Here is a 22,184-nt window from a genome sequence, read left to right as displayed (position 1 = left end):
CGTCCGATAAGCGGAGCGGCCCGCACCGGGTGGGTGCGGGCCGCTGTCGGGGGAGGGTGGGTGGCGTCAGATGCCCAGGTCCTTGATGATCTTGGCTACGTGGCCCGTGGCCTTGACGTTGTAGAGGGCGCGTTCGACCTTGCCCTCCTCGTCCACGATCACCGTGGAGCGGATGACGCCGGTCACCGTCTTGCCGTACAGCTTCTTCTCGCCGTACGCGCCGTAGGACTCCAGGACCTTCTTCTCCGGGTCGCCGACCAGGGTGACCTTCAGGTGCTCCTTCTCGCGGAACTTCGCCAGCTTCTCCGGCTTGTCCGGGGACACGCCGATCACGTCGTAACCGGCCTCGGCCAGCACCGACAGGTTGTCCGTGAAATCGCAGGCCTGCTTCGTGCAGCCCGGCGTCAGCGCCGCGGGGTAGAAGTACACGATCACCTTGCGGCCCTTGTGGTCGGCGAGCGAAACCTCGTTGCCGTCCGCGTCGGGCAGGGTGAAGGCGGGGGCGGTGTCGCCCGGCTGGAGTCGCTCGCTCATGTCAACAGTCTCCTCGGGAGGGGATCGGTACCGTCCGAGACTAAGCTGACAGACTGTTCATGGTGGGCTACGCCCCCTACTCGACCCGACGACGACGGAGGCAGCGCGGTGCCCGTGCCCGAAGCCAGGACCCCCGCACAGATCGAGGCGGACATCGTCCGCCGCCGCGAGCAGCTCGCCGAGACGCTCGACGAGATCGGCGTGCGCGTGCATCCGAAGACGATCATCGGGGACGCGAAGGCCAGGGTCGCCTCGACCGTGGACCACACCGCCGGGCGTGCCGTCGTCGCCGTGAACCGTCTCCTGACGGACGTACGGGAGGGCCTGCGCCACGAGGACGGCGCCCCGCGCTTCGAGCGGATCGCGCCCATCGCGCTGGTCGCGGCCGGTGTGATCGGCCTGCTCGTCGTATCGGCGCGGCGCAAGCGCTGATGACCCTGCGGCGTACGGGCCGGTCGCGGGCGGGTAGGTTCGTGACGTGAGCGACGACACCAACACCACCACCCACGACAAGCTGCCCATCCGCATGCTGCACGACCGTGTGCTCGTGAAGTCCGACTCGCCGGAGGGCGAGCGGCGCTCGGGCGGCGGCATCCTGATCCCGGCCACCGCTGCCGTGGGCAAGCGGCTGGCCTGGGCCGAGGTGGTCGCGGTCGGGCAGAACGTACGCAGTGTGGAGCCGGGCGACCGGGTGCTGTACGACCCCGAGGACCGGGCCGAGGTCGAGGTGCGGGGTGCGACGTACGTGCTGATGCGCGAGCGGGACCTGCACGCCGTGGCCGCCGAGCGGCTGGAGGGGTCCAAGGACTCCACCGGGCTCTACCTGTAGGAGCGCGGAGCACGCCTCCGGCGACGGACCGGCGTCGAAGGGCCGGTGACCGGTGTCACCGGCCCTTTCGTGTGCGCTTTGCTACGGTGGTGGGGAACCCCCGACGAGACGCGCCGTACCGGGTAGCCGTGGCTGGACGACAAGACGACGCACCCCGTTCGCTCTCGTTCCGGAGGTGCCTGTCATGGCCTGGGTTCTGCTTCTCGTCGCCGGTCTGCTCGAAGTCGGCTGGTCGATCGGTATGAAGTTCACGGAGGGCTTCACCCGGCTGTGGCCCAGCGTGTTCACCGGTGCCGGGATCGTCGCCAGCATGGTGCTGCTCTCGTACGCCGCCAAGACCCTGCCCATCGGTACCGCGTACGGCGTATGGGTGGGCATCGGCGCGGCCGGCGCCGCCGTGCTCGGTATGGCGGTGCTGGGTGAGCCCGTCACCGCCGCCCGGATCTTCTTCATCTGCCTGCTGCTGGTCGCCGTGGTGGGGCTGAAGGCGACCTCCGGTCACTGATCCGCGCTTCCGGGGCGGCTACTCCAGGTATTCCGACGGCGGGCGCCTGCGCAGGCCGCCCGTCACGCCGCCGAGCGCGCCTGCCGTGGAGCCCGTCGTGGTGCCTGCGGTCGTCCCCGTCCCCGTACTCGTTCCGGTGGAGGTGCCCGCGTCCGTCTGGCCCCCCGTGGTGTCGCCCTCCGTGGTCTGTCCCCCGGTGGTCTGACCCTCGTTCTGGCCCTGGGTCTGGCCTCCCTGGTCCTGGCCGCCGGTGGGCGGCGTCGGGCGGCCCGGGCGGTTCGGCCGGCTCGGCGGCGGCGGGGATTCGGGGGTGCTCTCGTCCTCCGAAGGCTCCGGGCTGCTCGGGACGAACGGCGGCGGGGACGGGGCCGCGCCCGGCTGGAGATCGAGGTCGAAGTCCAGGGGGTCGCTGTTCTCCAGAGCCGTCTTCGTGTACTGCGCCCAGATCCGGGCCGGGTACCCGCCGCCCCCGATCCGGGCCTCGCCGAGAGCCCCGTACAGGGATTCCAGGGCGCCCGTATCGGGGTCCTGGCCCATCATCGAGACGACCGTGACCAGGTCCGGGGTGTACGCCGCGAACCAGGCGGAGCGGTCCAGTTCGCCGGTGCCGGTCTTGCCGGCGGCCGGGTGCCCGGCGGCGAGGGCGGCCGTGCCGGTGCCGTTGTCGACGACGCTGACCAGCATGGACGTGGTGGTGTCGGCGGCTTCGCGGCTGATGGTCTGCTTCGGGGTGCGGTCGGGCAGGTGGACGTCGTCGTCGGCCTTCTCGATCTTCTCGATGAGGGTGTACGGGGTGTAGCGCCCGTGGTCGGCGAGGGTCGCGTAGGCCTGGGTCATGTCCAGGACGCTGGCCTGCATGGTGCCCAGCGCCATGGCCGGGCCGGCGTCGAAGTTCGGGGTGTCCGCGGGGATGCCGAGGTCGATCGCGGTCCGCTTGACCTTGGCGGTGCCGACGTCGACGACCATCTGCGCGAAGACGGCGTTGACGGAGAGGTCGGTGGCGGTGTTGACGGTGATGTTCCCGTACGAGATCTGCCCCTCGTTCTCGGGGGCGTACGGGGTCCGGGTGCCGACCACGCGGCGCTTGTTGTCGCCGTTGTAGACGGTGTTGGGGGTGATCAGGCGGCCGTCCTGGGTGCGGGAGTCGTTCTCGACGGCGGCCGCGAACACGAACGGCTTGAAGGTGGAGGCCACCTGGTAGTCGTGCCGGGTCGCGTTGTTGACGTACTGCTTGGTGTAGTCGATGCCCCCGTACATGGCGACGACCTTGCCGGTGGCCGGGTCGATGGAGACCCCGCCGGCCCGTACGACGCGGTCGGCCTTGTTCTTCTCCGGGTCGAGTTGGCTGACCATCTTCTCGTCGACGGCGTCGACGAACGCGTTCTGCCGCCGCTTGTCGATCGTCGTGGTGATGCGGTAGCCGCCCTCGGCGAGGGTCTTCTCGTCGAGGATCTTGTGCTCGACGATGTAGTCCTTGACGGCCTCGACGAGGTAGCCGCGCTGGCCGGAGAGCCCGGCGGCCGGGCGGACCTTGCCGGGTTCGGGGAAGCGGGTGGCGGCCCGCTCGGCCGCCGGCAGCCACTGCTTCTTGACCATGCCGTCGAGCACGTAGTTCCAGCGGGCGAGCGCGCGCTCGCGGCTCTGGGGGTGGGCGACGACGTCGAAGGCGCTGGGGGAGTTGAGGAGGGTGGCGAGGTACGCGCCCTCGGCGGGGTTGAGTTTGTCGACGTCCTTGCCGTAGTAGGCCTGGGCGGCGGCCTGGATGCCGTACGCGTTGCGGCCGAAGTAGCTGGTGTTGAGGTAACCCTCCAGGATGTAGTCCTTCGACTTCTCGCGACCGAGTTTGATCGCGATGAAGAACTCCTTCACCTTGCGCTTGATGGTCTGTTCCTGGCCCAGGTAGTAGTTCTTGACGTACTGCTGGGTGATGGTGGAGCCGGACTGGGTGCCCTTGCCGGTCGCCGTGTTCCAGGCGGCGCGGACCATCGCCTTGGGGTCGACGGCCCGCTCGGAGTAGAAGTCCCGGTCCTCCGCGGCCAGTACGGCTTCCTGGACGGTGCGGGGGATCTGCGAGAGCGGGACGTTGACGCGGTTGACCTCGCCGTCGCGGGCGAGCTGGGAGCCGTCCGCGTAGAGGTAGAGGTTGGACTGGGCGGTCGCGGCGGAGTTGGCGGGCGGGATGTGCACCAGCAGGTAGCCGGCGACGAAGGCGCCGACGATCAGCAGGGCGAGCAGCAGGACGGCGCCGAGCACCATGCGCCAGGTGGGGACGAGGCGGCGCCAGCCGGTCCGCTTCCGTTTCCGCTCCGCCTTCTTGGCGGCTCGGCGGGCCTGCCTCGCGCCGGCCGGCTTCTGCGGTCCCTGCGAATTCCGCGGCTTCTGCGGCTTCCGGGGTGTCTGTGGCTGCCTTGCCGAGGGGGTCCCTGCGGGGGTGTCCGGGTCGCGAGGCGTCCAGCCCGGTGGTGGTGACTGGTCGCTCATCGCCAGGACTCCTCGACGCCGTACGAAATATCCACGTCTGTACCTCATGCTGTCTACCCGATTGGCCGCTCGTTCCGCGTCGGACGGGCATAAACCGGTCGCGTGGATCGCCCCTCCGCACTAAGCTCGCGCGCTTTGGCCGACGTAGGAACGACCGGGAAAACGGAGGGATACGGTGCGCCAGGGAACGGCTCGTGGAACGCCTCGTGGAACGGCGCGCGGAACCGGGCACGGAACGGCGCGCGGAACCGGGCGCGGGGCGTGGCTCTATCCGGCCGTCGCGGCCGGCGGGTTCCGGCGCTACGCCACCTACGGGACGGCGACGGCGGCAGGGGTGTTCACCAACACCGTCTTCGGCTTCGTCCTCGCGTACACGTACGTCGCGTTGTGGGACGAACGGCCCGGGCTGGGCGGCTACGACCAGTCGCAGGCGCTGACCTTCGTCTGGGTGAGCCAGTCGCTGCTGGCCGCGGGCGCGCTCATCGGCGGCGGCTTCCAGGAGGAGATGCAGGAGCGCATCCGTACGGGTGACATCGCCGTCGACCTGTACCGGCCGGCCGACCTCCAGATGTGGTGGCTCGCCGCCGATCTGGGGAGGGCGGGCTTCCAGTTGCTCGGGCGCGGGGTCGTGCCGCTGCTCGCGGGGGCGCTGGCCTTCCAACTGGCCCTGCCCGCCGACCCGCTGCGCTGGCTGCTGTTCCTGGTGTCGGTGGTGCTCGCGCTGCTCGTCAGCTTCGGGGTGCGGTACCTGCTGGGGCTGGCCGCGTTCTGGCTGATGGACGGGACCGGGATCAACTTGATGGCCGTCGTCGTCACGGTCTTCTTCTCCGGGATGCTGCTTCCGCTGACGGTGTTCCCGGGCGCCTTCGGGGAGTTCGTCCGCGTCCTGCCGTGGGCGGCGATGCTCCAGGTGCCCCTGGACGTGCTGATGGGCGTGCACGCGGGCGCCGGGGGCGCGGTACGGGCGCTGGGCTTCCAGTCGGTGTGGGTGCTCGTACTGCTGGGCGCGGGGCGGCTGTTGCAGTCGGCGGCGACGCGGAAGGTGGTCGTCCAGGGTGGCTGAGCTCGAGGCCGGGGCGGTGGAGGCCGTGGGGGCCGTGGGGGCTGCCTCGGTGGCTCCGGCGCGGTCCGGAGGGCCGGTGGACGTACCGGTGGAAGTGCCGGTGGACGTACCGCTGTACGTGCCGGTGCGGAACCGGGCCGTGGAGGGGCTGCGCGGCTACGGGCTGATCGTGGCGATGTGGGTCCGGTCGACGATGGCGTACCGGACGTCGTTCTTCCTCTCCACCTTCGGGAACGCGGCGATCACGCTCCTCGACTTCGTCGCGATCTGGATCATGTTCTCGCACGTGGACGTGCTCGGCGGCTTCACGCTGCCCGAGATCGCCCTCCTGTACGGGTCCTCCTCGGCCTCCCTGGGCCTGGCGGACCTGCTCCTCGGCAATACGGACCGGATCGGCGTCCGCATCCGCGACGGTTCGCTCGACACCATGCTGGTGCGCCCCGTCCCGGTGCTCGCGCAGGTCGCCGCCGACCGCTTCGCGCTGCGCCGGGTGGGGCGGATCGGGCAGGGGCTGGCGGTGCTGGCCTGGGCGGTCTCGGCGCTGGACGTGGAGTGGACGGTCGGGAAGGTGCTGCTGGTGCCCGTGATGGTGCTGGCCGGGGCGGCGATCTTCGGGGCGGTGATGGTGGCCGGTGCGGCGTTCCAGTTCGTCGCCGGGGACGCGGCGGAGGTGCAGAACTCCTTCACGTACGGCGGGAACACGATGCTCCAGTACCCGCCGACGGTGTTCGCGAAGGACATGCTGCGCGGGGTCACGTTCGTCGTTCCGCTGGCCTTCGTCAACTGGCTGCCGGCCCTGTACGTGCTGGGGCAGCCGTATCCGCTGGGGCTGCCGGGGTGGGTGGCGTTCGTGAGCCCGCTGGTGGCGGTGGTGGTGTTCGTACCCGCGTCGCTGGCGTGGCGGGCGGGACTTCGTTCGTACCGGAGTACGGGGAGCTGAGCGGCGTGGGCGGGAATGTGCTGATCGAGCTGGACGGGGTCGAGAAGGTCTTCGACGTACGGCGCCGGGTGAGTCTGATGCGCCGGGAGAAACGGCAGGTCAGGGCCGTGGACGGGATCAGCTTCGAGGTGGCGCGGGGGGAGGTGGTCGGCTATATCGGGCCCAACGGCGCCGGGAAGTCGACCACGATCAAGATGCTGACCGGCATCCTCACCCCGAGCGGCGGCCGGCTGCGGGTCGCGGGCATCGACCCGGCGCGGGAGCGGATGCGGCTGGCGCACCGCATCGGGGTGGTGTTCGGGCAGCGGACCACGCTGTGGTGGGACCTGCCGCTGAAGGACTCGTACGGGCTGATGCGGCGGATGTACCGGATCCCGCCGGCCAGGTTCAAGGAGAACCTGGAGCGGTGCGTGGACCGCCTCGACCTGGCCGAGCTGCTGGACGTACCGGTACGGCAGCTGTCGCTGGGGCAGCGGATGCGCGGGGACATCGCGGCGGCGCTGCTGCACGATCCGGACGTGCTGTACCTGGACGAGCCGACGATCGGGCTCGACGTGGTGAGCAAGGCGAAGGTACGGGCCTTCCTGCGGCAGCTGAACGCGGAGCTCGGCACGACGGTGCTGCTCACGACGCACGACCTCCAGGACATCGAGCAGCTGTGCGAGCGGGTGATGGTGATCGACCACGGGCGGCTGATGTACGACGGCGCACTGGCCGGTCTGCACTCGATGGGGGAGGGCGGCGGCGAGCGGACGCTGGTGGTGGACCTGGAGCGGGAGCTTCCGGAGATCAGCGTGGCGGGCGCGCGGGTGGTGAAGGTGGACGGGCCGCGGCAGTGGCTGGCGTTCCCGGCGGGGGCCTCGGCGGCGCCGCTGGTGGCGGAGGTGGCGGCGAGGTATCCGCTGCTGGACCTGTCGGTGCGGGAGCCGGACATCGAGGACGTGATCGCGAGGATGTACGACCAGGGTTAAATCAGGGGTGGGCAGGGGGCGTTACCAGGGTTGGGCCATACAACTCTTCCGTACGACTACATAGGCTGTTCCCATGACTAACGAGCGGCCGGAGAAGCCGTTGCCGGAGCTGAGGGCGTCGGACGCCGACCGCGACCGGGTGGTGGAGCGTCTGCGGGACGCCGTCGCCGAGGGCCGGCTCGACATGGAGGAGTTCGAGGAGCGGCTGGAGGTCGCGTACAAGTCGAAGACGTACGCGGAACTGGAGCCGCTGACCCGCGATCTGCCGGCGCCGGGCGGCCACCCGATGCCGCTCGCGGCCTCGGCGCCGGCCCCGGTCCCGGCGGCGGGCGACGGTTCGTGGGCCTCGCGGATCGGGGGCGGCGGCGTACCGGCGTCGGCCTCGGCGGCGGTCGCGGTGATGTCCTCGTTCCAGCGCAAGGGCACCTGGACGGTGCCGCCGCGGCTGGACGCGGTGGCGTTCTGGGGCAGCGGGGAGCTCGACCTGCGCGAGGCGAACTTCGCGGAGCGGGAGGTGGTGATCAACTGCATCGCGATCATGGGCGGCATCCAGATCACGGTCCCGCCGGGCGTGGAGGTCGACGTACGGGGCTTCGGCTTCATGGGCGCCTTCGACCAGCGCGGCGACACCTCGGGCCCGGTGGCTCCGGGCGCCCCGAGGGTGGTCGTGACGGGCCTGGCCTTCTGGGGCGGGGTGGAGGTCAAGGTCAAACCCCCGAAGCGGCAGAAGCCCCTGGGCGGCGGGCCGAAGCTGCGCAAGGAGCTCTAGGGGGTGCCTGGCGGAGCCGGCTCTCGGTGACGGATCGGCGTGCCGGGAACTCCTGAGGGGTCCCGGGAGTCGGATGCTATGCAGACAAAACCGGCGCCCGGGGGAAGGGAGGACCACGTGGACCACCGCACCAAGGCCGCAGGCACTGGCAGAGGCACGGGCCCAGGGGGCCCAGGCGCAAGCACTGGCACTGGTACAGGCACCGGCACTGGCAGAGGCGCAAGCACCGGCACCGGCGGGTTCGTGTTCAACGAGGCCGACGAGGAGCGCCGCCGCGGCGTCCGCCGCATGAAGACCACCGCGACCGGCCTGCTGGTCCTGGTCGCCCTGGTCTACGTACTGACCACCTGGGCGGAGCACGCCGGGGCCGGCGGCTGGGCGGGCTACGTCCGGGCCGCCGCCGAGGCCGGCATGGTCGGCGCGCTCGCGGACTGGTTCGCCGTCACCGCGCTGTTCCGGCGCCCGCTGGGCCTGCCCATCCCGCACACCGCGATCATCCCGACCAAGAAGGACCAGCTCGGCGTCTCCCTCGGGGAGTTCGTCGGCGAGAACTTCCTCTCCCCGGACGTGGTCCGCGCCCGCCTCCACTCCCTCGGCATCGGCGCCCGCCTCGGATCCTGGCTGGCCGAGCCCGCGCACGCCGACCGGGTCACGGCCGAGCTGGCCACCGCGCTGCGCGGGGCCCTGACCGTACTGCGCGACTCCGATGTGCAGGCGGTCGTGGGGGAGGCCATCACGCGGCGGGCCGAGACCGCCGAGATCGCTCCCGGGATCGGCAAGACCCTGGAGAAGGTCGTCGCGGACGGCGGGCACCGCCGCGTCGTCGACCTCGTCTGCGCCAAGGCCCACGACTGGCTGGTGACGCACGGGGAGTCGGTGATGGGCGCGGTCCAGGGCGGCGCCCCCGGCTGGACCCCGAGGTTCGTGGACCGGAAGGTCGGCGAGCGCGTGTACAAGGAGCTGCTCCGCTTCCTGACCGAGATGCGGGACATGCCGGAGCACCCGGCGCGCGGGGCGGTGGACCGGTTCCTGACGGACTTCGCGGCCGACCTCCAGTCGGACACGGACACCCGGGCCCGGGTGGAGCGGCTGAAGTCCGAGATCCTCCAGCGCGGGGAGGTGCAGGACGTGATCGCCTCCGCCTGGACCGCGATCCGGGCGATGATCATCTCGGCGGCGGAGGACGAGCACAGCGAGCTGCGGCTGCGGGTCCGGTCCTCGCTGCTGTCGCTGGGGGCGCGGCTGGCCACGGACGGCCGGCTCCAGGACAAGGTGGAGGGCTGGATCGAGGGCGCGGTGGTGTACGTGGTGACCAACTACCGCACCGAGATCACCTCGCTGATCACGGACACCGTGGCCGGGTGGGACGCCGAGCACACGTCGCGGAAGATCGAGGCCCACATCGGCCGGGACCTCCAGTTCATCCGCATCAACGGCACGGTGGTCGGCGCCCTGGCGGGACTGCTGATCTACACGGTGTCGCAGGCCCTGGGGGCGTAGCCGTACGCCCCCAGGGGGTGTCTTGTGGCTCGGCCTCAGCTCGGCCTCAGCTCAGCCTCAGCCTCAGCCTCAGCCTCGGCCTCGGCCTCAGCCTCGGCGGCGGTCGGCGCCAGGCGCCTCGGCCGGGGCCGGCGGCGACGGCTCAGCCGCGGTCGGCGCCAGGCGCCTCAGCCGCGGTCGGCGACGACCCAGGAGGCGGTCGCCACGACGGCCGCGGCCCCGAGGACGGCCGGCCAGGCCCCGACCTTCTTGGCCAGCGGGTGCGCGCCCGCGAAGCCGGCGAGGTACAGCGCCCCGAGCCCGGCCGCCGCGGGGGCGCCGCCGCGCCGGTGCCATTCCCGCCCGGCGGCCAGTCCGGCGGCGCCGAGCACGACACCGCCCAGCGGGCGCTTCTTGGTCCACCGGGCGACGGCGTAGCCGCCGACCAGTCCGGCGGCCGCCACTGCGGAACTCGGTACGCGCGCCATGCCCAACTCCTCAATCAAGTTCATCTGATCCGACTGGTATTACTACGAGGCTAACGCGGGGGCTTGACCACCCGGCGGGCGCCCAGCGCCCCCAGGACGAGCACGGCTCCGCCGATCACACCGTCCGGTACGGCGTCCTTGACGGCGCGCGGCAGCAGCGCCACCACGCCCAGGACGAGGAGGAAGGCGAGCGCGCACCGGCCGGCCGCCCGAATCAGTCTGTCCACGGGCTGCTCAACGCGGCTGCGCGGTCCCCGACACGGAAGACGGGGAGGGGATTTGTCGCACACTCGCCGGATCCGTGCGATACGTGCCCTCGGGAACCCGATCGGCATAAATTGGCTCTCCCACCCCAAACGGTAAAACGGGAAGAAAGAGGAGCTCGGACATCGTGATCTGCTACGGACAGGCCGTCCTCGACCTCGCGGACGAACTGGTCGACGCCTATGCCGACGTCTTCTCCGCCCCGCCGTGGAACGAGGACGCAGAAACCATTCGCCAGTTCGCGGTCCGCCTCCAGGCCGACACCCGGCGCCGCGGTTTCCGTACTGCTCTCGCCCAGTCCGCGGCCGGCATCGACGGCTTCGCCACGGGCTGGCTCACCCCGGCGGCCTTCCCCAAGGACCGCGGGTACGCCCAGGTCGCGGCGCAGCTCGGTCCGGCGCGGGTGCGGGAGCTCCTGACGGGTGCGCTGGAGATAGACGAGCTCGCCGTACGCCCGTACGCGCGCGGCCACGGCACCGGCCGCGCCCTGCTCACCGAGATCACCGCCGACGCCCCGGACCGCCGGGCCTGGCTGCTGACCTCCCGACTGGCCACGGACACGGTGGCCACGTATCGCAGGCTGGGCTGGCACGAGGTCGCGGCCCGCCCGGGCACGCAGACGGGCGTGATCGTCTTCCTCTCCCCGGACCACCCGGGCCGCTGACGGGCCCCCGGGCGGGGTGTCGGTGCCCCGGGACCGGGCATACCGCCAGCATGATCACCACACGTCAGACGAAGCAGCGGGCGCCGAAGCGGCCGACGCACAGGGAACCGAACCGAGCGCCGAACCGGGGGCCGAACCGGACGGCGGCGCAGACGACCGCTCGCAGGCAGCTCAACCTGGCCACCCGCCACCAGCTCGCCGCCTCCGGCGTCCCGGAGGGCACGATCACCTCCCGCACCCGCCCCGGCGGGCCCTGGCAGCGCTTACTGCCCCGGGTCTACCTCCTCCAGACCGGCCCCCCGGACCACCGCCAACGCGCCCTCGCCGCCGTCCTGTACGCCGCCGAGCCCACCGCGGACCCGCTGTCCGGCGACACGGCCGTCCTCACCGGCGCCGCCGCCCTGGCCCTCCTCGGCATCCGCGACGTCCTGCACACCCCCGCCGACGTCCTGGTCCGCGCCCCGCGCCGGCTCACCGGCACCCCGGAGGTCCGCCCGCTGGCCACCGCCCGCTGGCCGCGCACCATCGCGGTCTCCGGCATCCCGAGCACCCGCCCGGTGCGCGCGGCGGCCGACTTCGCCGCCCGGGCCGAGGACCCCGACCACATCCGCTCGACCCTGGCCCATGTCGTCCAGGCCGGCTGGTGCCACCCGCAGGACCTGCACGCCGAGCTCCGCGCGGCCCGCCTCCTCACCCGCCCGGCGATCCGCGCCGCCGCGTCGGAACTCGTCGCGGGGGTCCGCTCGATCGCCGAGGCCCTGGCCCGGGACACCCTGACGGCGACGGACCTCCCGACCCCCCTGTGGAACGCCCGCCTGTACACCCCGGACGGCACCTTCCTGGCCAGCCCGGACGCGTACTGGCCGGACGAGGGCGTGGCCCTGGAGATCGACTCGGCGGAGTACCACTACACCCGCGACGCCTGGCACGCCACCCTCCACCGCCGCCTGCGCCTGGAGTCCCACGGCATCCTGGTGGTCAGCGCAACCCCGTCGATGATCCGCGACACCCCCGAGGAGGTCATCAAGGCCCTCCACACCCTCCTCACCCTCACCACCCCCCGCCCCACCCCACCCACAGCCCAAGCCCGCGGCCACCAACAGCTCCAGCTGCCGCTCTACTGCTGAACGGCGGCCGCCAGCAGGAAACCGACGTCCTCATGTCTGCCGGCACGCTGGAATGCGGCGGTGATGTTCAACACGGCCTGCCGGTCCACGCGTTCGCTCACACCCGAGAGCACGGATTCGGCGGCCTCGTGGAGCCCGGCAGCCCGGCAGGAGTCGACGGCGTCGATGAGTTCGGGCGTGGAAAGCGTCCTTCCGGCGCGCCACAAGAGCAGTCCCGCGTCGCGGTCCCTGCCGCTTGAGATGAACGCGGTCAAGGTCTCCAGCTCGGTCCAAGTGGCACGAGAGGAGTCCTTGCGCGGCCGGTCCCCCTTCTCAGGGGGGACCGGCACCTGCTTCCGTGCCGACGCGGCGAGCACGGAAGCACGGGACAAGGCCCGGGAACGGGAGCTCAGGCGCCGTCTCGTGAGACGAGGAAGAAGCGGTCGCGTTCTGGAATGGGGTGAAACGGCGTTTGCGGCCGGTTCTGGCCCTGACACCGGAGAAGCCGGCGAATCGTCACAACCCACTGCGGGAGCGGGACTGGCGCTGCGGGTGTGCGGGACGCAGTGACAGTGCTGCATCCGGGCGAGCCGCCGCAGTTCCAGAAGGTCGTTCAGTGAACAGGGGAGCTCCACAGCCGCGTTGTCTGTCCGTTCCAACTCCTGCTCGATCGTCTTGAAGAATGCCTTGACCTGTGGTTCTTCCGGGATCCGTCCGCCGTTGAGGTGGTTGGAGAGAGTCGTCGCCACGATGTGGCCGTCCAGGGCGATCTGAGCCTGAGTCCGCGCGCTGCAGTCGCGGACCCTGCGCAGCATCGTCACCAGCGCGCGGTGTTCATCGGACAGTTCCGGTGACAGCGCTTTCCAATTCCTCGTCCTGCGTGGCACCACAGCTCCATTCTCCCCCGGTCGATACAGCCTCTCCGAAGTTTCACGGTAAAAGGCCGTCAGGTGAACCGCCGGATGTTTTCATCTGGCCTCGAAATCGGATGAAGGCTGGCTTTGCCGTGCCCCGCTGGGCAAGAGTTACGTCGTCCGCTGAGAGTGCTGGTGGGGGGATACCTCGGGCTCGGGGCGGCTGATTCTGAGGCGGATCGGAACAACGGAACGAGGAGAGCGCAATGGGGCTTCCGTCCTGGACGGACCAGAAGCTGGGCACCATGAAGCGTGCCGGGCTGTGGCTTGTCGCTGTGGTGGGGGAGGGGAACGTCTTCACGAAGGAAGACGTGAAGAAGGCGTTCCCCGGGGTGAGCCAGGCGGACCGCAGGGTGCGCGATCTGCGGGACTTCGGCTGGCGGATCGACACCAACCGCGAGGACTTGACGCTCGGCCAGCACGAGCAGCGTTTCGTGGCGCAGGGCGAACCGGTGTGGGAGCCCGGGAAGGGAACGCGGCCGGCTGCGTCCATCACGGACACCCAGCGGCGTGAGGTTCTGGCGCGTGACGGGCACCACTGCCGCTCGTGCGGCATCACGTCGGGCGAGACCTTCCCGGGGACCTACGTGTCGGCCCAGCTCGACATCGCGCGGCGGCCCGTGCTCCAGCCGGACGGAACCCTTGTCGTGGAACACGTGGCCGAATGCAATCGGTGCCGTGTCGGTGGCAGGGGGCTGACGGCCGACCTTCCCGACGTTCTGGCCCGCCTGGGCAGGCTCGGCAGCATGGACCGCAAGACTCTCGCGGACTGGATGCTGGCAGACGCCAGGGAATTCGCAGAAGTGGAGCACTTGTGGGCGGCGATCCGGACGTTGCCGGCGGACGCCCGGAACAAGGTGCGTGAAGCCCTCTCGCTTCCCCCCGCCTGAGCAGCCACAACCAGCAGGCGCACACTTGGGGGGCCGGCGCGATGCGCCGGCTCCCGCTTCGCCCCACGCACACCATGGACCTGTAGTGAGAAGGAGAAGACCCCGTGAGCATGGACTTCGGCCGGCCGCCCCGAGCCGTTGAGAACCAGGAACTGGTGGAGAAGCGGCTCAAGGAAGTCAGCGCCGGCGGTGGACTGCAGGAAACGCTGACGGTCGAGTGGCGGACGAAGCCTCTGGTGGTGCAGGTCATCGATATGCCCATCGACCAGGTGTACTTCAACCCTTCCACGCACCGGATCCGGGCACAGCGCAGCTTCGACCCCGAGCGCGACCGACTGCTCACGGCCAACCCGTGGGGCTCCGACGGCCAGGCCTACCTTGACCACTTGCTCAAGGCGCTGCCCTCGAACCCGGCCAAGCGGGACGGCGACTTCGATGAGCTCATGAGCAGCCTCAAGGAGTACCGCCAGAACGAGCCGGGGCTCATCACGCGTGACGGCATTCTCGTTAACGGAAACACCCGGGTAGCTGCCCTGCGCGAGCTCGGAGTTCCGAGCGTCCGGGTCGGTGTGCTCCCGGAGTCCTGCACCTGGTCCGATATCAATGCCGTCGAGCTGTCCCTTCAGCTGCGTCATGACACGCGCCGGCCGTACTCGTACATCAACCGGCTGCTCACCATCGAGGAGCAGGTCACCGCAGGCCGGCCGATCGCCGAGATCGCGAAGGAGTTCCGGATCCGGACGGAGACGGCGGAGCAGGACCGATGGGTTCTGGCCACCCTCAACGACCTGGTGAACCGTTCCAAGAACGGTCCGGCCGGACTCAAACTGATGGATTTCGAAGACCAGCAGGAAAAACTGAGGGAAGTGCATCGGGCTTTCGCGAAGGCGTCACGGCAGAATCCGGCGCAGGCTGACCTGTTGAAGGAGAACAAGCTCGCCCTGATCGTGCTCGACTTCTCCAAGACTGATGTCCGCCTCGCGGACGTGGACTTTAGGACCCGGTACCTCCAGCGCCACCTGTCGGAGGAACTGCAGAAGGTTCCCGCTCAGCCGCAGGAAGCCCGGGTGATCCCGGGGCTGAACCGTGCCGTGCGGGGCGACAGCCCCCAGGTGGCGGAGGCCAAGGAGTTCACCAACTTGCTGCTGCGCGCCAAGGCGGTGGAGCGGGCTCCGGACACGGTGACCCAGGAGCAGTCCGACCAAGCGGCCGCGCTGTGGAAGCAGGCACGGGAAGCGGTGGAGGAAGCCCTGGTGCCGGCGGGCAAGGACGCCCGTGTGCGTAAGCGGAAGCAGGCGGCTCCGGATCGTCTCCACGATGCCGTCCAGAGCATCGATCAGTGCGTGACGGACATGACGCTCGCCCGTGCTTCGCGCAACCTGGATGAGGAGACCCTCGACGAGGCCCTCCTCTCCCTCAAGAGCAGCCTCCTCAAGCTTGCCCGAGAGGCCGCGCGGATTGAGGAGCACGGTGAGGGCGTCGCGTGGCTCCTTACCGCCGTGCGGCAGGAGCAGGCGTGACCGAGCTGGGTGAGATGGGTGACCTGTCGCTGAGGCTCGGTCTCGACGTCACCCGGACCAAGGCCGTCCTCCGCGCCGCTGAGCCGTTCGGGGCGGAGCTGACGCACCTGGCAGCAGGGTTCCCTGTGGGCGGCCAGCGCGGTCCACTGATGCTGGAAGTACCTCTCGACGATTTCCTGTCGGGGCTCCACGTCCTGTCGGACTGGCCGCATGCCGAATCCGTGGAGTGGGACGAGGAGCTCCTCACCCTCGTCAATGACGTCCTCGACGACGCGGATCAGGCAGCCGATTACCTGGAGCACAGCCCCGAGCCGTCGGAAGGGGTGGACACGGAGTCTCTCGTCGGCCGTCTTGGTGCGGGCTGGCGAGCAGATCTGACGAGTTTCCAGCGCAGGGATATCGCCCGGCTGCTAGCCATGCGCCACGGCGCCAACTTCAGCGTCCCGGGGGCGGGTAAGACCCGCGTCGGGCTCGCCGTATACGCGGCGGCGAAGGAGAAGGGCGACGCCCGCAGGCTTCTGGTCGTCAGCCCGAAGTCCGCCTATGAGTCGTGGATCAACGAGAGCGGCTCATGCTTCGACGAGGCCCCGGTGACCAAGGTCATGGGACGGGCCCCGGACCCGCACACTGAGATCCTGGTCGTCAACTACGAGCGGCTCGAGCGCTCTCTCACCGGGCTCGCGGGCTGGCTGCGCGCGGCGCCTTCCATGGTGATCCTGGATGAAGCCCACCGGATGAAGCTCGGCTCCGACGGCACGTACGGGAGCGCCTGCATGGCTCTGGGCCCACTCAGCCGCCGCCGGCTGATCCTCACGGGTACGCCCGCCCCGAACGGTGCGCGCGACCTGGAGAACCTGCTGTCGTTCGTGTGGCCCGGTCACGGGCGCCGGGTGGTAACCCAGGCCGTGGCAGGCGGGGACCTTGCGCACGCCAGCTCCGTGCTCCGGCCCCTCTTCACGCGCACCACTAAGAAGGAACTGGGGCTGCCGCCCTTCCAGCCGGTCATCCGGACCGTGCCCCTGGAAGGGCTGCACCGGGAGATCTACGACGCTCTCGTGGGACGCTTTACCTCCCGGGCAGAATTGTCCCGTGAGGACTTCGACGGTCTCGGGAAGGCGATGCTCAGGCTGCTCATGGCCGCCACCAGCCCCGCCTTGCTGGTCGAGGGAAGCAGCAAATATGAGCCCCTCAATTTCCAGGTACCACCCCTGGAGATCCCCGAGGGGGAGTCGCTCTTCAAGCTGCTGCAGAACTTGCACCAGCACGAAGTGCCACCGAAGTACCTCGAAGTCCGCGACATCGTTGCGAAGAACGCGGCCGCTGGGCGGAAGACGCTGGTTTGGTCGACGTTCGTACGTAACATCACCAGCCTGGAGCGCATCCTCACGGATTTCCAGCCTGCGGTCGTCCATGGCGGAACGACGGACAGGGAGCAGGAGATCCGCAGGTTCAGGACAGATCCGGCCTGCGGCGTCCTGATCTCCAACCCGGCCACGCTGGGCGAAGGGATCAGCCTCCACCATGAGTGCCATGACGCCGTCTACGTCGACCGGGATTTTATGGCGGGCCGGTTCCTTCAGAGCCTGGACCGCATCCACCGTCTGGGACTGGCTCCGGATGCTCAGACGCGAGTGACCGTGCTCGCGTCCTCAGGCACGATCGATGAAGTGGTCGCGCTCAGGCTCGCTGAAAAGCTTGAGTTCATGGGGGCGATCCTTGACGATCCTTCCGTGCGGCAGCTGGGTGACCTACAGGAGGAAGGGCCTGTGACAGCGGGCATGGACGAGGCCGACGTACGGGCCCTCCTGGAGCACGTGGGAACGGCACGGGCCTGCTGAGACCGCTGCTGGGCAGGTGTTCCACTGAAGGCTGTGCGCCTGCCCGGGCCTGGAAGGAACACGCTGTCGGTGGCGGATGCGACACTTGCCTGTCTGCATCTGCCACACCAGGAGGACTCGATGGGTGCCAGCGATCGCACGCTGACCTCGATTGAGATTTGCGCCGGAGCCGGGGGACAGGCCATCGGCCTCCACCAGGCTGGCTTCAGCCACCTAGCGCTCGTCGAGATCGACCAGTACGCCGCCGCGACGCTGCGGCGCAACATTGATCGCCGGGACGGCTGGGAATTCGAGCGAGAATACTGCGACATCATTCACAAGGATGTCAACGAATTTAAGCCGCTCGCCGAGCTGGAAAAGCCGATCGCGTTTCTGGGTGGCTCTCTCGGTGAGGGCGACCTTGACCTTCTTGCGGGCGGCGTTCCGTGCCCGCCTTTCTCGCATGCGGGAAAGCAGCTGGGCAAGGACGACGAACGTGACCTCTTCCCCCGCATGCTTGAACTCGTGGACGAGCTCAAGCCGAAGGCGGTCATGATTGAAAACGTCCGGGGAATCAAGGACGACAAGTTCCAGGATTACCGCGACTGGGTAGTGGCGCGCCTCGAAGGCGGTCTGGCCAAGGATCCGCAGACGGGCGAGGAAGTCAAGTACGAGGGTTCCTACACGGTCTGCGGCTGGGAGGTTCTCGAAGCCAGCGACTTCGGAGTGCCGCAGCTGCGTCCGCGGGCCATTCTTGTCGCGATCCGGACGGACGTGCTGGGAGACACGGAGTTCGCGTGGCCGGTGGCGAAGCCGGGCGCATTCACCGTTCGTGCTGCCCTCGACGAGTCGATGAGGGCACGGTTCCAGCACTTCGTGGACAAGGGCGGCGCGCTGGGGGCCAAGGCGCAGAAATACCTGGTGCGCTGGGAAGGGCAGCCTGACGGAATCGCCCCGACCCTCGTGGGCGGCTCCAAGAAGCACGGTGGTGCCGACCTCGGACCGAGCCGCGCGAAGGCCGCATGGAAGGTCCTCGGAGTCAACGCCATGGGCGTCGCCAACTCGCCCGGCGAGGTGGAGCAGAAAGAAAGTTGGGACCGGGACCTCTTCCGCCCCGAAGGCCCGATGCTCACCGTCACCCAGGCTGCGATCATCCAGGGCTTCCCCGAAGAGTGGGACTTCGCCGGGGACAAGAAGACGGAGAAGCCGCTGCCGGGCAAGACCGCCCAGTACCGTCAGGTGGGTAACGCGTTCCCGCCGCCCGTCGCCCGCGCCGTCGGCGAGTCCATTGCCAGGGTGCTGCGCGCCGCGCGGCCTGTGGGGCAGACCAGCAGCTAGCCGTTCCCGTCCTGGGAGCGTTCCCGGCGCTCCCGGACGGCATCGGCGATTTTCGTCGCACAGAGGCCTGACTCCTCGTGCTCCCAGAACCGGAGCACGAGCCAGCCCGCCTCTCTCAGTCTCTGATCCGTATCACGGTCCCGGGCGATGTTCCGGGCGACTTTGTCCGACCAGTAGCCCGGATTCGTCCGGGGTGGCACGTAGTGCTCTGGGCATCCGTGCCAGTAACAGCCGTCGACGAAGACGGCCACCTTCGCCGGCCGGAACACGAGGTCCGCCGTGCGACGGAGATCCGGCAGCGGGCGGGTGGCGATCCTGTAGCGCAGGCCCTTCGCGTGAATGAGCCGCCGGATGACCTTCTCGGGCTTGGTATCACGGCTCCGAATGGCCTGCATGTTGCGCCGACGAGCCGCCGAGGATGCCCAGGAACCCTCGGGCGGCTGCCACTCAGGCTCATCCGGCACCGTCGTGCTCTCCGTCCATCCGCAGGGCGACCCAGTCCTCCGGCCCCAGTGTGATCTTGTGGGCCGCCGCCAGATCACGCTGTTGCGGGAACTTGCCACAGAGCAGAGTAAGGCCGCCGCGTTCCAGGCTGGCCCGCACGTTCCTGGCGCGCCTCAGAGGGTCGTGCTTTCCGGCGCCCACCGTCGAGATTACGCTCCGCGGGATGATGTGCCCTTCCAGGAACTGGAACATCATTGTGAGCCGCGGTTCCTGCCCCGGCTTCTGGGCCAGAACCTGGGCCGCTTGTTCCGTAGTGAGGAGCGTCAGCGGATTAACGGGCAGCGGGGTCCAATCGTAGAGCGGGACGCTCCAGTGGTCGCGGGCATGGACCGCGAGTCCGCGCTTGCCGTCGCGGTTGCCAGCGCCGCGGTAGAGCCAGGAGCGGTGCGCGCGGACCAGCCAGGAACGGTGCCTGCTCTTCCCGAGCTGTATCTGCGTGCAGATACATATCCGGCAGTGCGCTTCGGCTGGAATTGACCAGTTTGAGCCCACCGTCGCTTTGATGTCGACCGGCACTCCGGCGATCAGGGTGTCGAGCGGCGGCTCCTTAGGGAGACCGAACGACCGCAGCACCTCGTACTCCAGCTTGGCGCCTACCGAGGCCTTTTCACCTGGATGGACATCGGATCCCAGCAGGTCGTACCGGCCTGTCCTCGGACCATCGAGGACGTAATCGACCGCGTTGGCTATGGCCCCCGTGTAAAGCCCCGCAACGTCGCGCCGGCGGAGCCAGTCCAGCACGGCCATCATTTCGGAGTCCTGTTCCGCAGCCAGCAGGACATGGTCTCCGCCCAGCGTATTGACGCAGACCTCCCCTGGCGCCTGCAGAACGAGCCGTCCCCTGCTCATCGGCCGCTGGACTCCCCGTGGCATTCGGCGTAGGGCTTGGCTGAGGTGCACCAGCAGGGGGTGTTGGGGGTGGGGGGCCAGGGGGTGGCTTTGCCTCGGGCGGCCAGGGTCGTCGCGTACTCCGGGAGGAGGGACGGGGAGGCCGGGGAGGTTTTCTCGGATGCCGCGAAGGCCTCGTAGGAGGGGACGCTGGCCGTGACGATGCCCAGGTTCGTGGTGCCCGAGGCGGCCAGGGCGCGGAGTGAGGACTCGATGTGCGCCAGGTGGGCCTCGTGCGAGGGGTACTCCGCCGCCAGGGTGGGGTACGAGGTGAGGAGTTCGGCCAGTTCGCGGGCGGGCCAGTGCAGGATCGCCACCGGGAACGGGCGGGAGAGGGCGGCGCGGCGGTCGCCCAGTTCGGCGCGGAGGCGGGCGATCTCGGCGCGCAGCTCGGCCGGGTCGTCGGAGCCGAGGGCCCAGATGCGCTTGGGGTCGTGCAGCTCGTCCAGCGGGATCGGGCCGATGTGGCGGGTGTCGGCCACCATGTCCCACTCGTCGTGCGGGAGTCCGAGGAGGCGGCGGACCCGGTGGCGGCCCGTCAGGAGGGCCGTGGTGGCCTGGGTGAGGGGCGCGTCCTCCGTGATGAGGAGGCCGGCGGCCTCGGTGAAGCACTCCTCCGAGGCGGTCAACTCGTCGTGCGCTTCCAGGGTTTCCGCGATGACCTCCCAGGGGGCCGGGTCCGCCGGCGCCGCCGCGCGGATGCCCTGGATGAGGGCGCGGGCCTCGGGCTCGTGGCCGTACTCCCACAGGTTCGCCGCCTGGAGTGCCTTGATCAGGTGCGGATCGGCGGGTGAGGAGGCGAGGAGCTGGTCGTACAGCGCGCTGGCGCGGTCCCGGGCGTCACCCAGTTCGAGGTGGGCCGCGGCCTGGAGGAGCAGGGGCTCCTGGTCCTCGGGGTAACGGGTCGCCGTGCGGATGAGGCGCTCGGCTTCGGCGATGTGCTCGGCAGGCGTGTCAGGGCGCATGGTTCACACCGTACTGCCCTGGTCTGTTGACGGGGGAGGACTTAAGGTGCGGCCCGTGCGGGATCACATGCGTGTGGTGGTGCAGGGGGGCGGCCGGCGCGGGCGGCGAGCCGGTCTCGCCGGGGTGCTGTGGGGGGCCGCCGAACTGGCCGTCACCGTGGGCGTGGTGGTGTTGTTGCTGGTGGTGCACCAGGTGTGGTGGACCAATCGGCAGGCCCTGGCCTCCGCCCGGGAGGAGGTTCGGGAGTTGGAGGAGCAGTGGGCTCTTCCTTCCGAGCCCGGGGCTCTTCCTTCCGATCCCGATCCCGATCCTGGGGCTGGGGCTGGGGCTGGGGCTGGGGCTGGGGCCGGGGCCGGGGCCGGTTCCTCTGTGGATCCGGTGCCTTCCTTGCCGCCTTCCGCTTCGCCGTCCAGGGCGCCCGCGCGGGAGTCCGCGTACGGGGTCCTGCGGATTCCGCGGCTCGGGGTGGTCGTGCCCATCGCGCAGGGCGTCGACAAGCGGGCCGTGCTGGACAAGGGGTACGCCGGGCACTACCCCGGGACCGCGCAGCCCGGGGCGCAGGGGAACTTCGCGCTCGCCGGGCACCGCAACACCCACGGCGAGCCGTTCCGGTACATCAACCGGTTGCGGGCCGGGGACGAGCTGATCGTCGACGTACGGGGGCAGCGGTACACGTATGTGGTCGGCAAGACCATGGGGGAGACCAGCGAGCGGGACACCGGGGTGATCGCGGCCGTGCCGCGCAGTACGGTCCGGCCGGAGTACGGGTACGCCGAGCCCGGCGCGTACATCACGCTCACCACCTGCACGCCCGAGTACACCTCCAAATATCGGCTCGTGGTCTGGGGAACCTTGAGGAGATAGATCGCGTTCTTGGTTGTGGTGGGTAGCGATCGGATCTTGGGAGGGGGCTCGGAATGGCACGGCTTGATCGTCGGCGGTTGCTGATGTCCCTGCTCCTGTTCGCCGGACTCCTCGGCCTCCTCGGGCTGTTCGCCGGGGAGGGCGGGCTGGGCGCCGTCGTGGTCGCCCTCGCCGCCACCGTCGCCGTGGGCGCCGCGGCCCTGGCCGCCCGGCTCGTACGGCCGGTGCCGCCCCACCGCATACGCACCGCGATACGTGATCGCGAGCAGCGCACGGCGTTCCTGCCGCAGCGCGATCCCGATGCCTCGGGCCGGTCGCGGCCCAGGGCGCCCGGCCGCCTCGTCCTGACGGCCGCGTAGGGGCATCCTTTCTCCTCTTTCTTTTCTTCTC

Annotated in this window: 24 protein-coding genes and 1 riboswitch; of the genes, 16 read left to right on the top strand and 8 right to left on the bottom strand. The window is 69.9% G+C overall.

Going from position 1 to position 22,184, the window contains the following annotated elements; all coding sequences use genetic code 11:
- Positions 1 to 66: 66 nt before the first annotated feature.
- The gene (bcp, locus tag IF02_RS0119375; protein ID WP_030158622.1) at positions 67 to 534 is read right to left on the bottom strand and encodes a thioredoxin-dependent thiol peroxidase; all 468 of its coding nucleotides are present in this window, start codon (positions 532 to 534) and stop codon (positions 67 to 69) included.
- Positions 535 to 648: 114 nt separating this feature from the next.
- Here bcp and IF02_RS0119370 point away from each other — a divergent pair, with 114 nt between their 5' ends.
- The 3 genes from IF02_RS0119370 to IF02_RS0119360 all read left to right on the top strand — a co-directional run bounded on the left by IF02_RS0119370 (position 649) and on the right by IF02_RS0119360 (position 1,868).
- Positions 649 to 966 (top strand): DUF3618 domain-containing protein, encoded by a 318-nt coding sequence (locus tag IF02_RS0119370; protein WP_030158621.1) that lies wholly within the window; start codon positions 649 to 651, stop codon positions 964 to 966.
- Positions 967 to 1,060: 94 nt separating this feature from the next.
- The gene (locus IF02_RS0119365; RefSeq protein ID WP_048475576.1) at positions 1,061 to 1,363 is read left to right on the top strand and encodes a GroES family chaperonin; all 303 of its coding nucleotides are present in this window, start codon (positions 1,061 to 1,063) and stop codon (positions 1,361 to 1,363) included.
- Positions 1,364 to 1,438: 75 nt separating this feature from the next.
- Positions 1,439 to 1,517: riboswitch (guanidine-III (ykkC-III) riboswitch) on the top strand.
- Between the two features lie 30 nt (positions 1,518 to 1,547).
- A complete protein-coding gene (locus IF02_RS0119360; RefSeq protein WP_030158619.1) occupies positions 1,548 to 1,868 on the top strand; it encodes a DMT family transporter in 321 nt (106 codons plus the stop codon).
- A gap of 18 nt (positions 1,869 to 1,886) precedes the next feature.
- On the opposite strand, the gene IF02_RS0119355 is transcribed toward IF02_RS0119360, so the two are convergent.
- Positions 1,887 to 4,349: a transglycosylase domain-containing protein gene (locus IF02_RS0119355; RefSeq protein WP_199809249.1), complete on the bottom strand. Its 2,463-nt coding sequence runs from the start codon at positions 4,347 to 4,349 to the stop codon at positions 1,887 to 1,889.
- 334 nt (positions 4,350 to 4,683) lie between these two features.
- On the opposite strand from IF02_RS0119355, the gene IF02_RS0119350 reads away from it, so the two are divergent.
- The 5 genes from IF02_RS0119350 to IF02_RS0119330 all read left to right on the top strand — a co-directional run bounded on the left by IF02_RS0119350 (position 4,684) and on the right by IF02_RS0119330 (position 9,592).
- Positions 4,684 to 5,412, top strand: a complete 729-nt coding sequence (locus IF02_RS0119350; RefSeq protein ID WP_234318256.1) for an ABC transporter permease — start codon at positions 4,684 to 4,686, stop codon at positions 5,410 to 5,412.
- Positions 5,413 to 5,488: 76 nt separating this feature from the next.
- Positions 5,489 to 6,352, top strand: a complete 864-nt coding sequence (locus tag IF02_RS0119345) for an ABC transporter permease (RefSeq protein WP_051696355.1) — start codon at positions 5,489 to 5,491, stop codon at positions 6,350 to 6,352.
- A 5-nt stretch (positions 6,353 to 6,357) separates the two neighbouring features.
- Positions 6,358 to 7,323: an ABC transporter ATP-binding protein gene (locus IF02_RS0119340; protein WP_030158615.1), complete on the top strand. Its 966-nt coding sequence runs from the start codon at positions 6,358 to 6,360 to the stop codon at positions 7,321 to 7,323.
- Positions 7,324 to 7,396: 73 nt separating this feature from the next.
- On the top strand, positions 7,397 to 8,092 hold the full coding sequence (locus IF02_RS0119335; protein ID WP_030158614.1) for a DUF1707 SHOCT-like domain-containing protein: 696 nt from the start codon (positions 7,397 to 7,399) through the stop codon (positions 8,090 to 8,092).
- Between the two features lie 78 nt (positions 8,093 to 8,170).
- Positions 8,171 to 9,592 carry a DUF445 domain-containing protein gene (locus tag IF02_RS0119330; protein WP_078622179.1) on the top strand — a complete coding sequence of 474 codons (1,422 nt, stop codon included), beginning with the start codon at positions 8,171 to 8,173 and terminating at the stop codon, positions 9,590 to 9,592.
- A gap of 167 nt (positions 9,593 to 9,759) precedes the next feature.
- Here IF02_RS0119330 and IF02_RS0119325 read toward each other — a convergent pair whose 3' ends face one another.
- Positions 9,760 to 10,059, bottom strand: coding sequence for a hypothetical protein (locus IF02_RS0119325; protein ID WP_030158610.1), 300 nt, complete (start codon positions 10,057 to 10,059; stop codon positions 9,760 to 9,762).
- 50 nt (positions 10,060 to 10,109) lie between these two features.
- A complete protein-coding gene (locus IF02_RS34845; RefSeq protein ID WP_158708511.1) occupies positions 10,110 to 10,286 on the bottom strand; it encodes a hypothetical protein in 177 nt (58 codons plus the stop codon).
- A gap of 164 nt (positions 10,287 to 10,450) precedes the next feature.
- Here IF02_RS34845 and IF02_RS0119315 point away from each other — a divergent pair, with 164 nt between their 5' ends.
- On the top strand, positions 10,451 to 10,987 hold the full coding sequence (locus IF02_RS0119315) for a GNAT family N-acetyltransferase (protein WP_234318255.1): 537 nt from the start codon (positions 10,451 to 10,453) through the stop codon (positions 10,985 to 10,987).
- 50 nt (positions 10,988 to 11,037) lie between these two features.
- A complete protein-coding gene (locus IF02_RS0119310; protein ID WP_051696348.1) occupies positions 11,038 to 12,114 on the top strand; it encodes a hypothetical protein in 1,077 nt (358 codons plus the stop codon).
- Here the strand turns inward: IF02_RS0119310 and IF02_RS34840 are convergent.
- Positions 12,105 to 12,980, bottom strand: a complete 876-nt coding sequence (locus IF02_RS34840) for a hypothetical protein (RefSeq protein ID WP_158708510.1) — start codon at positions 12,978 to 12,980, stop codon at positions 12,105 to 12,107. The two genes, IF02_RS0119310 and IF02_RS34840, sit on opposite strands and share 10 nt — an antisense overlap.
- A 233-nt stretch (positions 12,981 to 13,213) precedes the next feature.
- Between IF02_RS34840 and IF02_RS0119300 the strand changes: the two genes are divergently transcribed.
- From IF02_RS0119300 to IF02_RS0119285, 4 genes are all read left to right on the top strand, one after another.
- Complete coding sequence (locus IF02_RS0119300; RefSeq protein WP_030158606.1) at positions 13,214 to 13,897, top strand: hypothetical protein; 684 nt, start codon at positions 13,214 to 13,216, stop codon at positions 13,895 to 13,897.
- 104 nt (positions 13,898 to 14,001) lie between these two features.
- A complete protein-coding gene (locus IF02_RS0119295) occupies positions 14,002 to 15,417 on the top strand; it encodes a hypothetical protein (protein ID WP_030158605.1) in 1,416 nt (471 codons plus the stop codon).
- Between the two features lie 14 nt (positions 15,418 to 15,431).
- Positions 15,432 to 17,255 carry a DEAD/DEAH box helicase gene (locus IF02_RS0119290; RefSeq protein ID WP_030158604.1) on the top strand — a complete coding sequence of 608 codons (1,824 nt, stop codon included), beginning with the start codon at positions 15,432 to 15,434 and terminating at the stop codon, positions 17,253 to 17,255.
- Between the two features lie 120 nt (positions 17,256 to 17,375).
- Positions 17,376 to 18,572, top strand: coding sequence for a DNA cytosine methyltransferase (locus tag IF02_RS0119285; RefSeq protein WP_030158602.1), 1,197 nt, complete (start codon positions 17,376 to 17,378; stop codon positions 18,570 to 18,572).
- Here IF02_RS0119285 and IF02_RS0119280 read toward each other — a convergent pair.
- The 3 genes from IF02_RS0119280 to IF02_RS0119270 are packed head-to-tail and all read right to left on the bottom strand — an operon-like array spanning position 18,569 to position 20,929.
- Positions 18,569 to 19,036 (bottom strand): very short patch repair endonuclease, encoded by a 468-nt coding sequence (locus IF02_RS0119280; RefSeq protein WP_078622178.1) that lies wholly within the window; start codon positions 19,034 to 19,036, stop codon positions 18,569 to 18,571. The two genes, IF02_RS0119285 and IF02_RS0119280, sit on opposite strands and share 4 nt — an antisense overlap.
- Positions 19,026 to 19,925 carry a NaeI family type II restriction endonuclease gene (locus IF02_RS0119275; protein ID WP_030158598.1) on the bottom strand — a complete coding sequence of 300 codons (900 nt, stop codon included), beginning with the start codon at positions 19,923 to 19,925 and terminating at the stop codon, positions 19,026 to 19,028. The genes IF02_RS0119280 and IF02_RS0119275 overlap by 11 nt, the downstream gene beginning before the upstream one ends.
- The gene (locus IF02_RS0119270; protein ID WP_030158596.1) at positions 19,922 to 20,929 is read right to left on the bottom strand and encodes an SEC-C metal-binding domain-containing protein; all 1,008 of its coding nucleotides are present in this window, start codon (positions 20,927 to 20,929) and stop codon (positions 19,922 to 19,924) included. The genes IF02_RS0119275 and IF02_RS0119270 overlap by 4 nt, the downstream gene beginning before the upstream one ends.
- On the opposite strand from IF02_RS0119270, the gene IF02_RS0119265 reads away from it, so the two are divergent.
- Both IF02_RS0119265 and IF02_RS0119260 read left to right on the top strand, forming a co-directional pair.
- The gene (locus tag IF02_RS0119265) at positions 20,880 to 21,794 is read left to right on the top strand and encodes a class E sortase (RefSeq protein ID WP_324603772.1); all 915 of its coding nucleotides are present in this window, start codon (positions 20,880 to 20,882) and stop codon (positions 21,792 to 21,794) included. The genes IF02_RS0119270 and IF02_RS0119265 overlap by 50 nt on opposite strands.
- A 53-nt stretch (positions 21,795 to 21,847) precedes the next feature.
- Positions 21,848 to 22,153: a DUF6412 domain-containing protein gene (locus IF02_RS0119260; RefSeq protein WP_030158592.1), complete on the top strand. Its 306-nt coding sequence runs from the start codon at positions 21,848 to 21,850 to the stop codon at positions 22,151 to 22,153.
- The last annotated feature ends 31 nt before the right edge of the window (positions 22,154 to 22,184 follow it).

This window comes from Streptomyces sp. NRRL S-244, from assembly GCF_000717915.1.
Lineage (GTDB): Bacteria > Actinomycetota > Actinomycetes > Streptomycetales > Streptomycetaceae > Streptomyces.
The sequence above is the reverse complement of the archived record's forward strand: the minus strand, read 5'-3'. Positions and strand labels throughout refer to the sequence as shown.

What these genes read in the sequence shown, in the direction of transcription:
- IF02_RS0119270 (WP_030158596.1), bottom strand. Translation starts at nt 20,929, where the DNA reads ATGCGCCCTGACACGCCTGCCGAGCACATCGCCGAAGCCGAGCGCCTC.
- IF02_RS0119365 (WP_048475576.1), top strand. Translation starts at nt 1,061, where the DNA reads ATGCTGCACGACCGTGTGCTCGTGAAGTCCGACTCGCCGGAGGGCGAG.
- IF02_RS0119285 (WP_030158602.1), top strand. Translation starts at nt 17,376, where the DNA reads ATGGGTGCCAGCGATCGCACGCTGACCTCGATTGAGATTTGCGCCGGA.
- IF02_RS0119300 (WP_030158606.1), top strand. Translation starts at nt 13,214, where the DNA reads ATGGGGCTTCCGTCCTGGACGGACCAGAAGCTGGGCACCATGAAGCGT.
- bcp (WP_030158622.1), bottom strand. Translation starts at nt 534, where the DNA reads ATGAGCGAGCGACTCCAGCCGGGCGACACCGCCCCCGCCTTCACCCTG.
- IF02_RS0119325 (WP_030158610.1), bottom strand. Translation starts at nt 10,059, where the DNA reads ATGGCGCGCGTACCGAGTTCCGCAGTGGCGGCCGCCGGACTGGTCGGC.
- IF02_RS0119330 (WP_078622179.1), top strand. Translation starts at nt 8,171, where the DNA reads ATGCAGACAAAACCGGCGCCCGGGGGAAGGGAGGACCACGTGGACCAC.
- IF02_RS0119355 (WP_199809249.1), bottom strand. Translation starts at nt 4,349, where the DNA reads ATGAGCGACCAGTCACCACCACCGGGCTGGACGCCTCGCGACCCGGAC.
- IF02_RS0119310 (WP_051696348.1), top strand. Translation starts at nt 11,038, where the DNA reads ATGATCACCACACGTCAGACGAAGCAGCGGGCGCCGAAGCGGCCGACG.
- IF02_RS0119360 (WP_030158619.1), top strand. Translation starts at nt 1,548, where the DNA reads ATGGCCTGGGTTCTGCTTCTCGTCGCCGGTCTGCTCGAAGTCGGCTGG.
- IF02_RS0119290 (WP_030158604.1), top strand. Translation starts at nt 15,432, where the DNA reads ATGGGTGACCTGTCGCTGAGGCTCGGTCTCGACGTCACCCGGACCAAG.
- IF02_RS0119335 (WP_030158614.1), top strand. Translation starts at nt 7,397, where the DNA reads ATGACTAACGAGCGGCCGGAGAAGCCGTTGCCGGAGCTGAGGGCGTCG.
- IF02_RS0119265 (WP_324603772.1), top strand. Translation starts at nt 20,880, where the DNA reads ATGAGGCGCTCGGCTTCGGCGATGTGCTCGGCAGGCGTGTCAGGGCGC.
- IF02_RS0119275 (WP_030158598.1), bottom strand. Translation starts at nt 19,925, where the DNA reads ATGAGCAGGGGACGGCTCGTTCTGCAGGCGCCAGGGGAGGTCTGCGTC.
- IF02_RS0119260 (WP_030158592.1), top strand. Translation starts at nt 21,848, where the DNA reads ATGGCACGGCTTGATCGTCGGCGGTTGCTGATGTCCCTGCTCCTGTTC.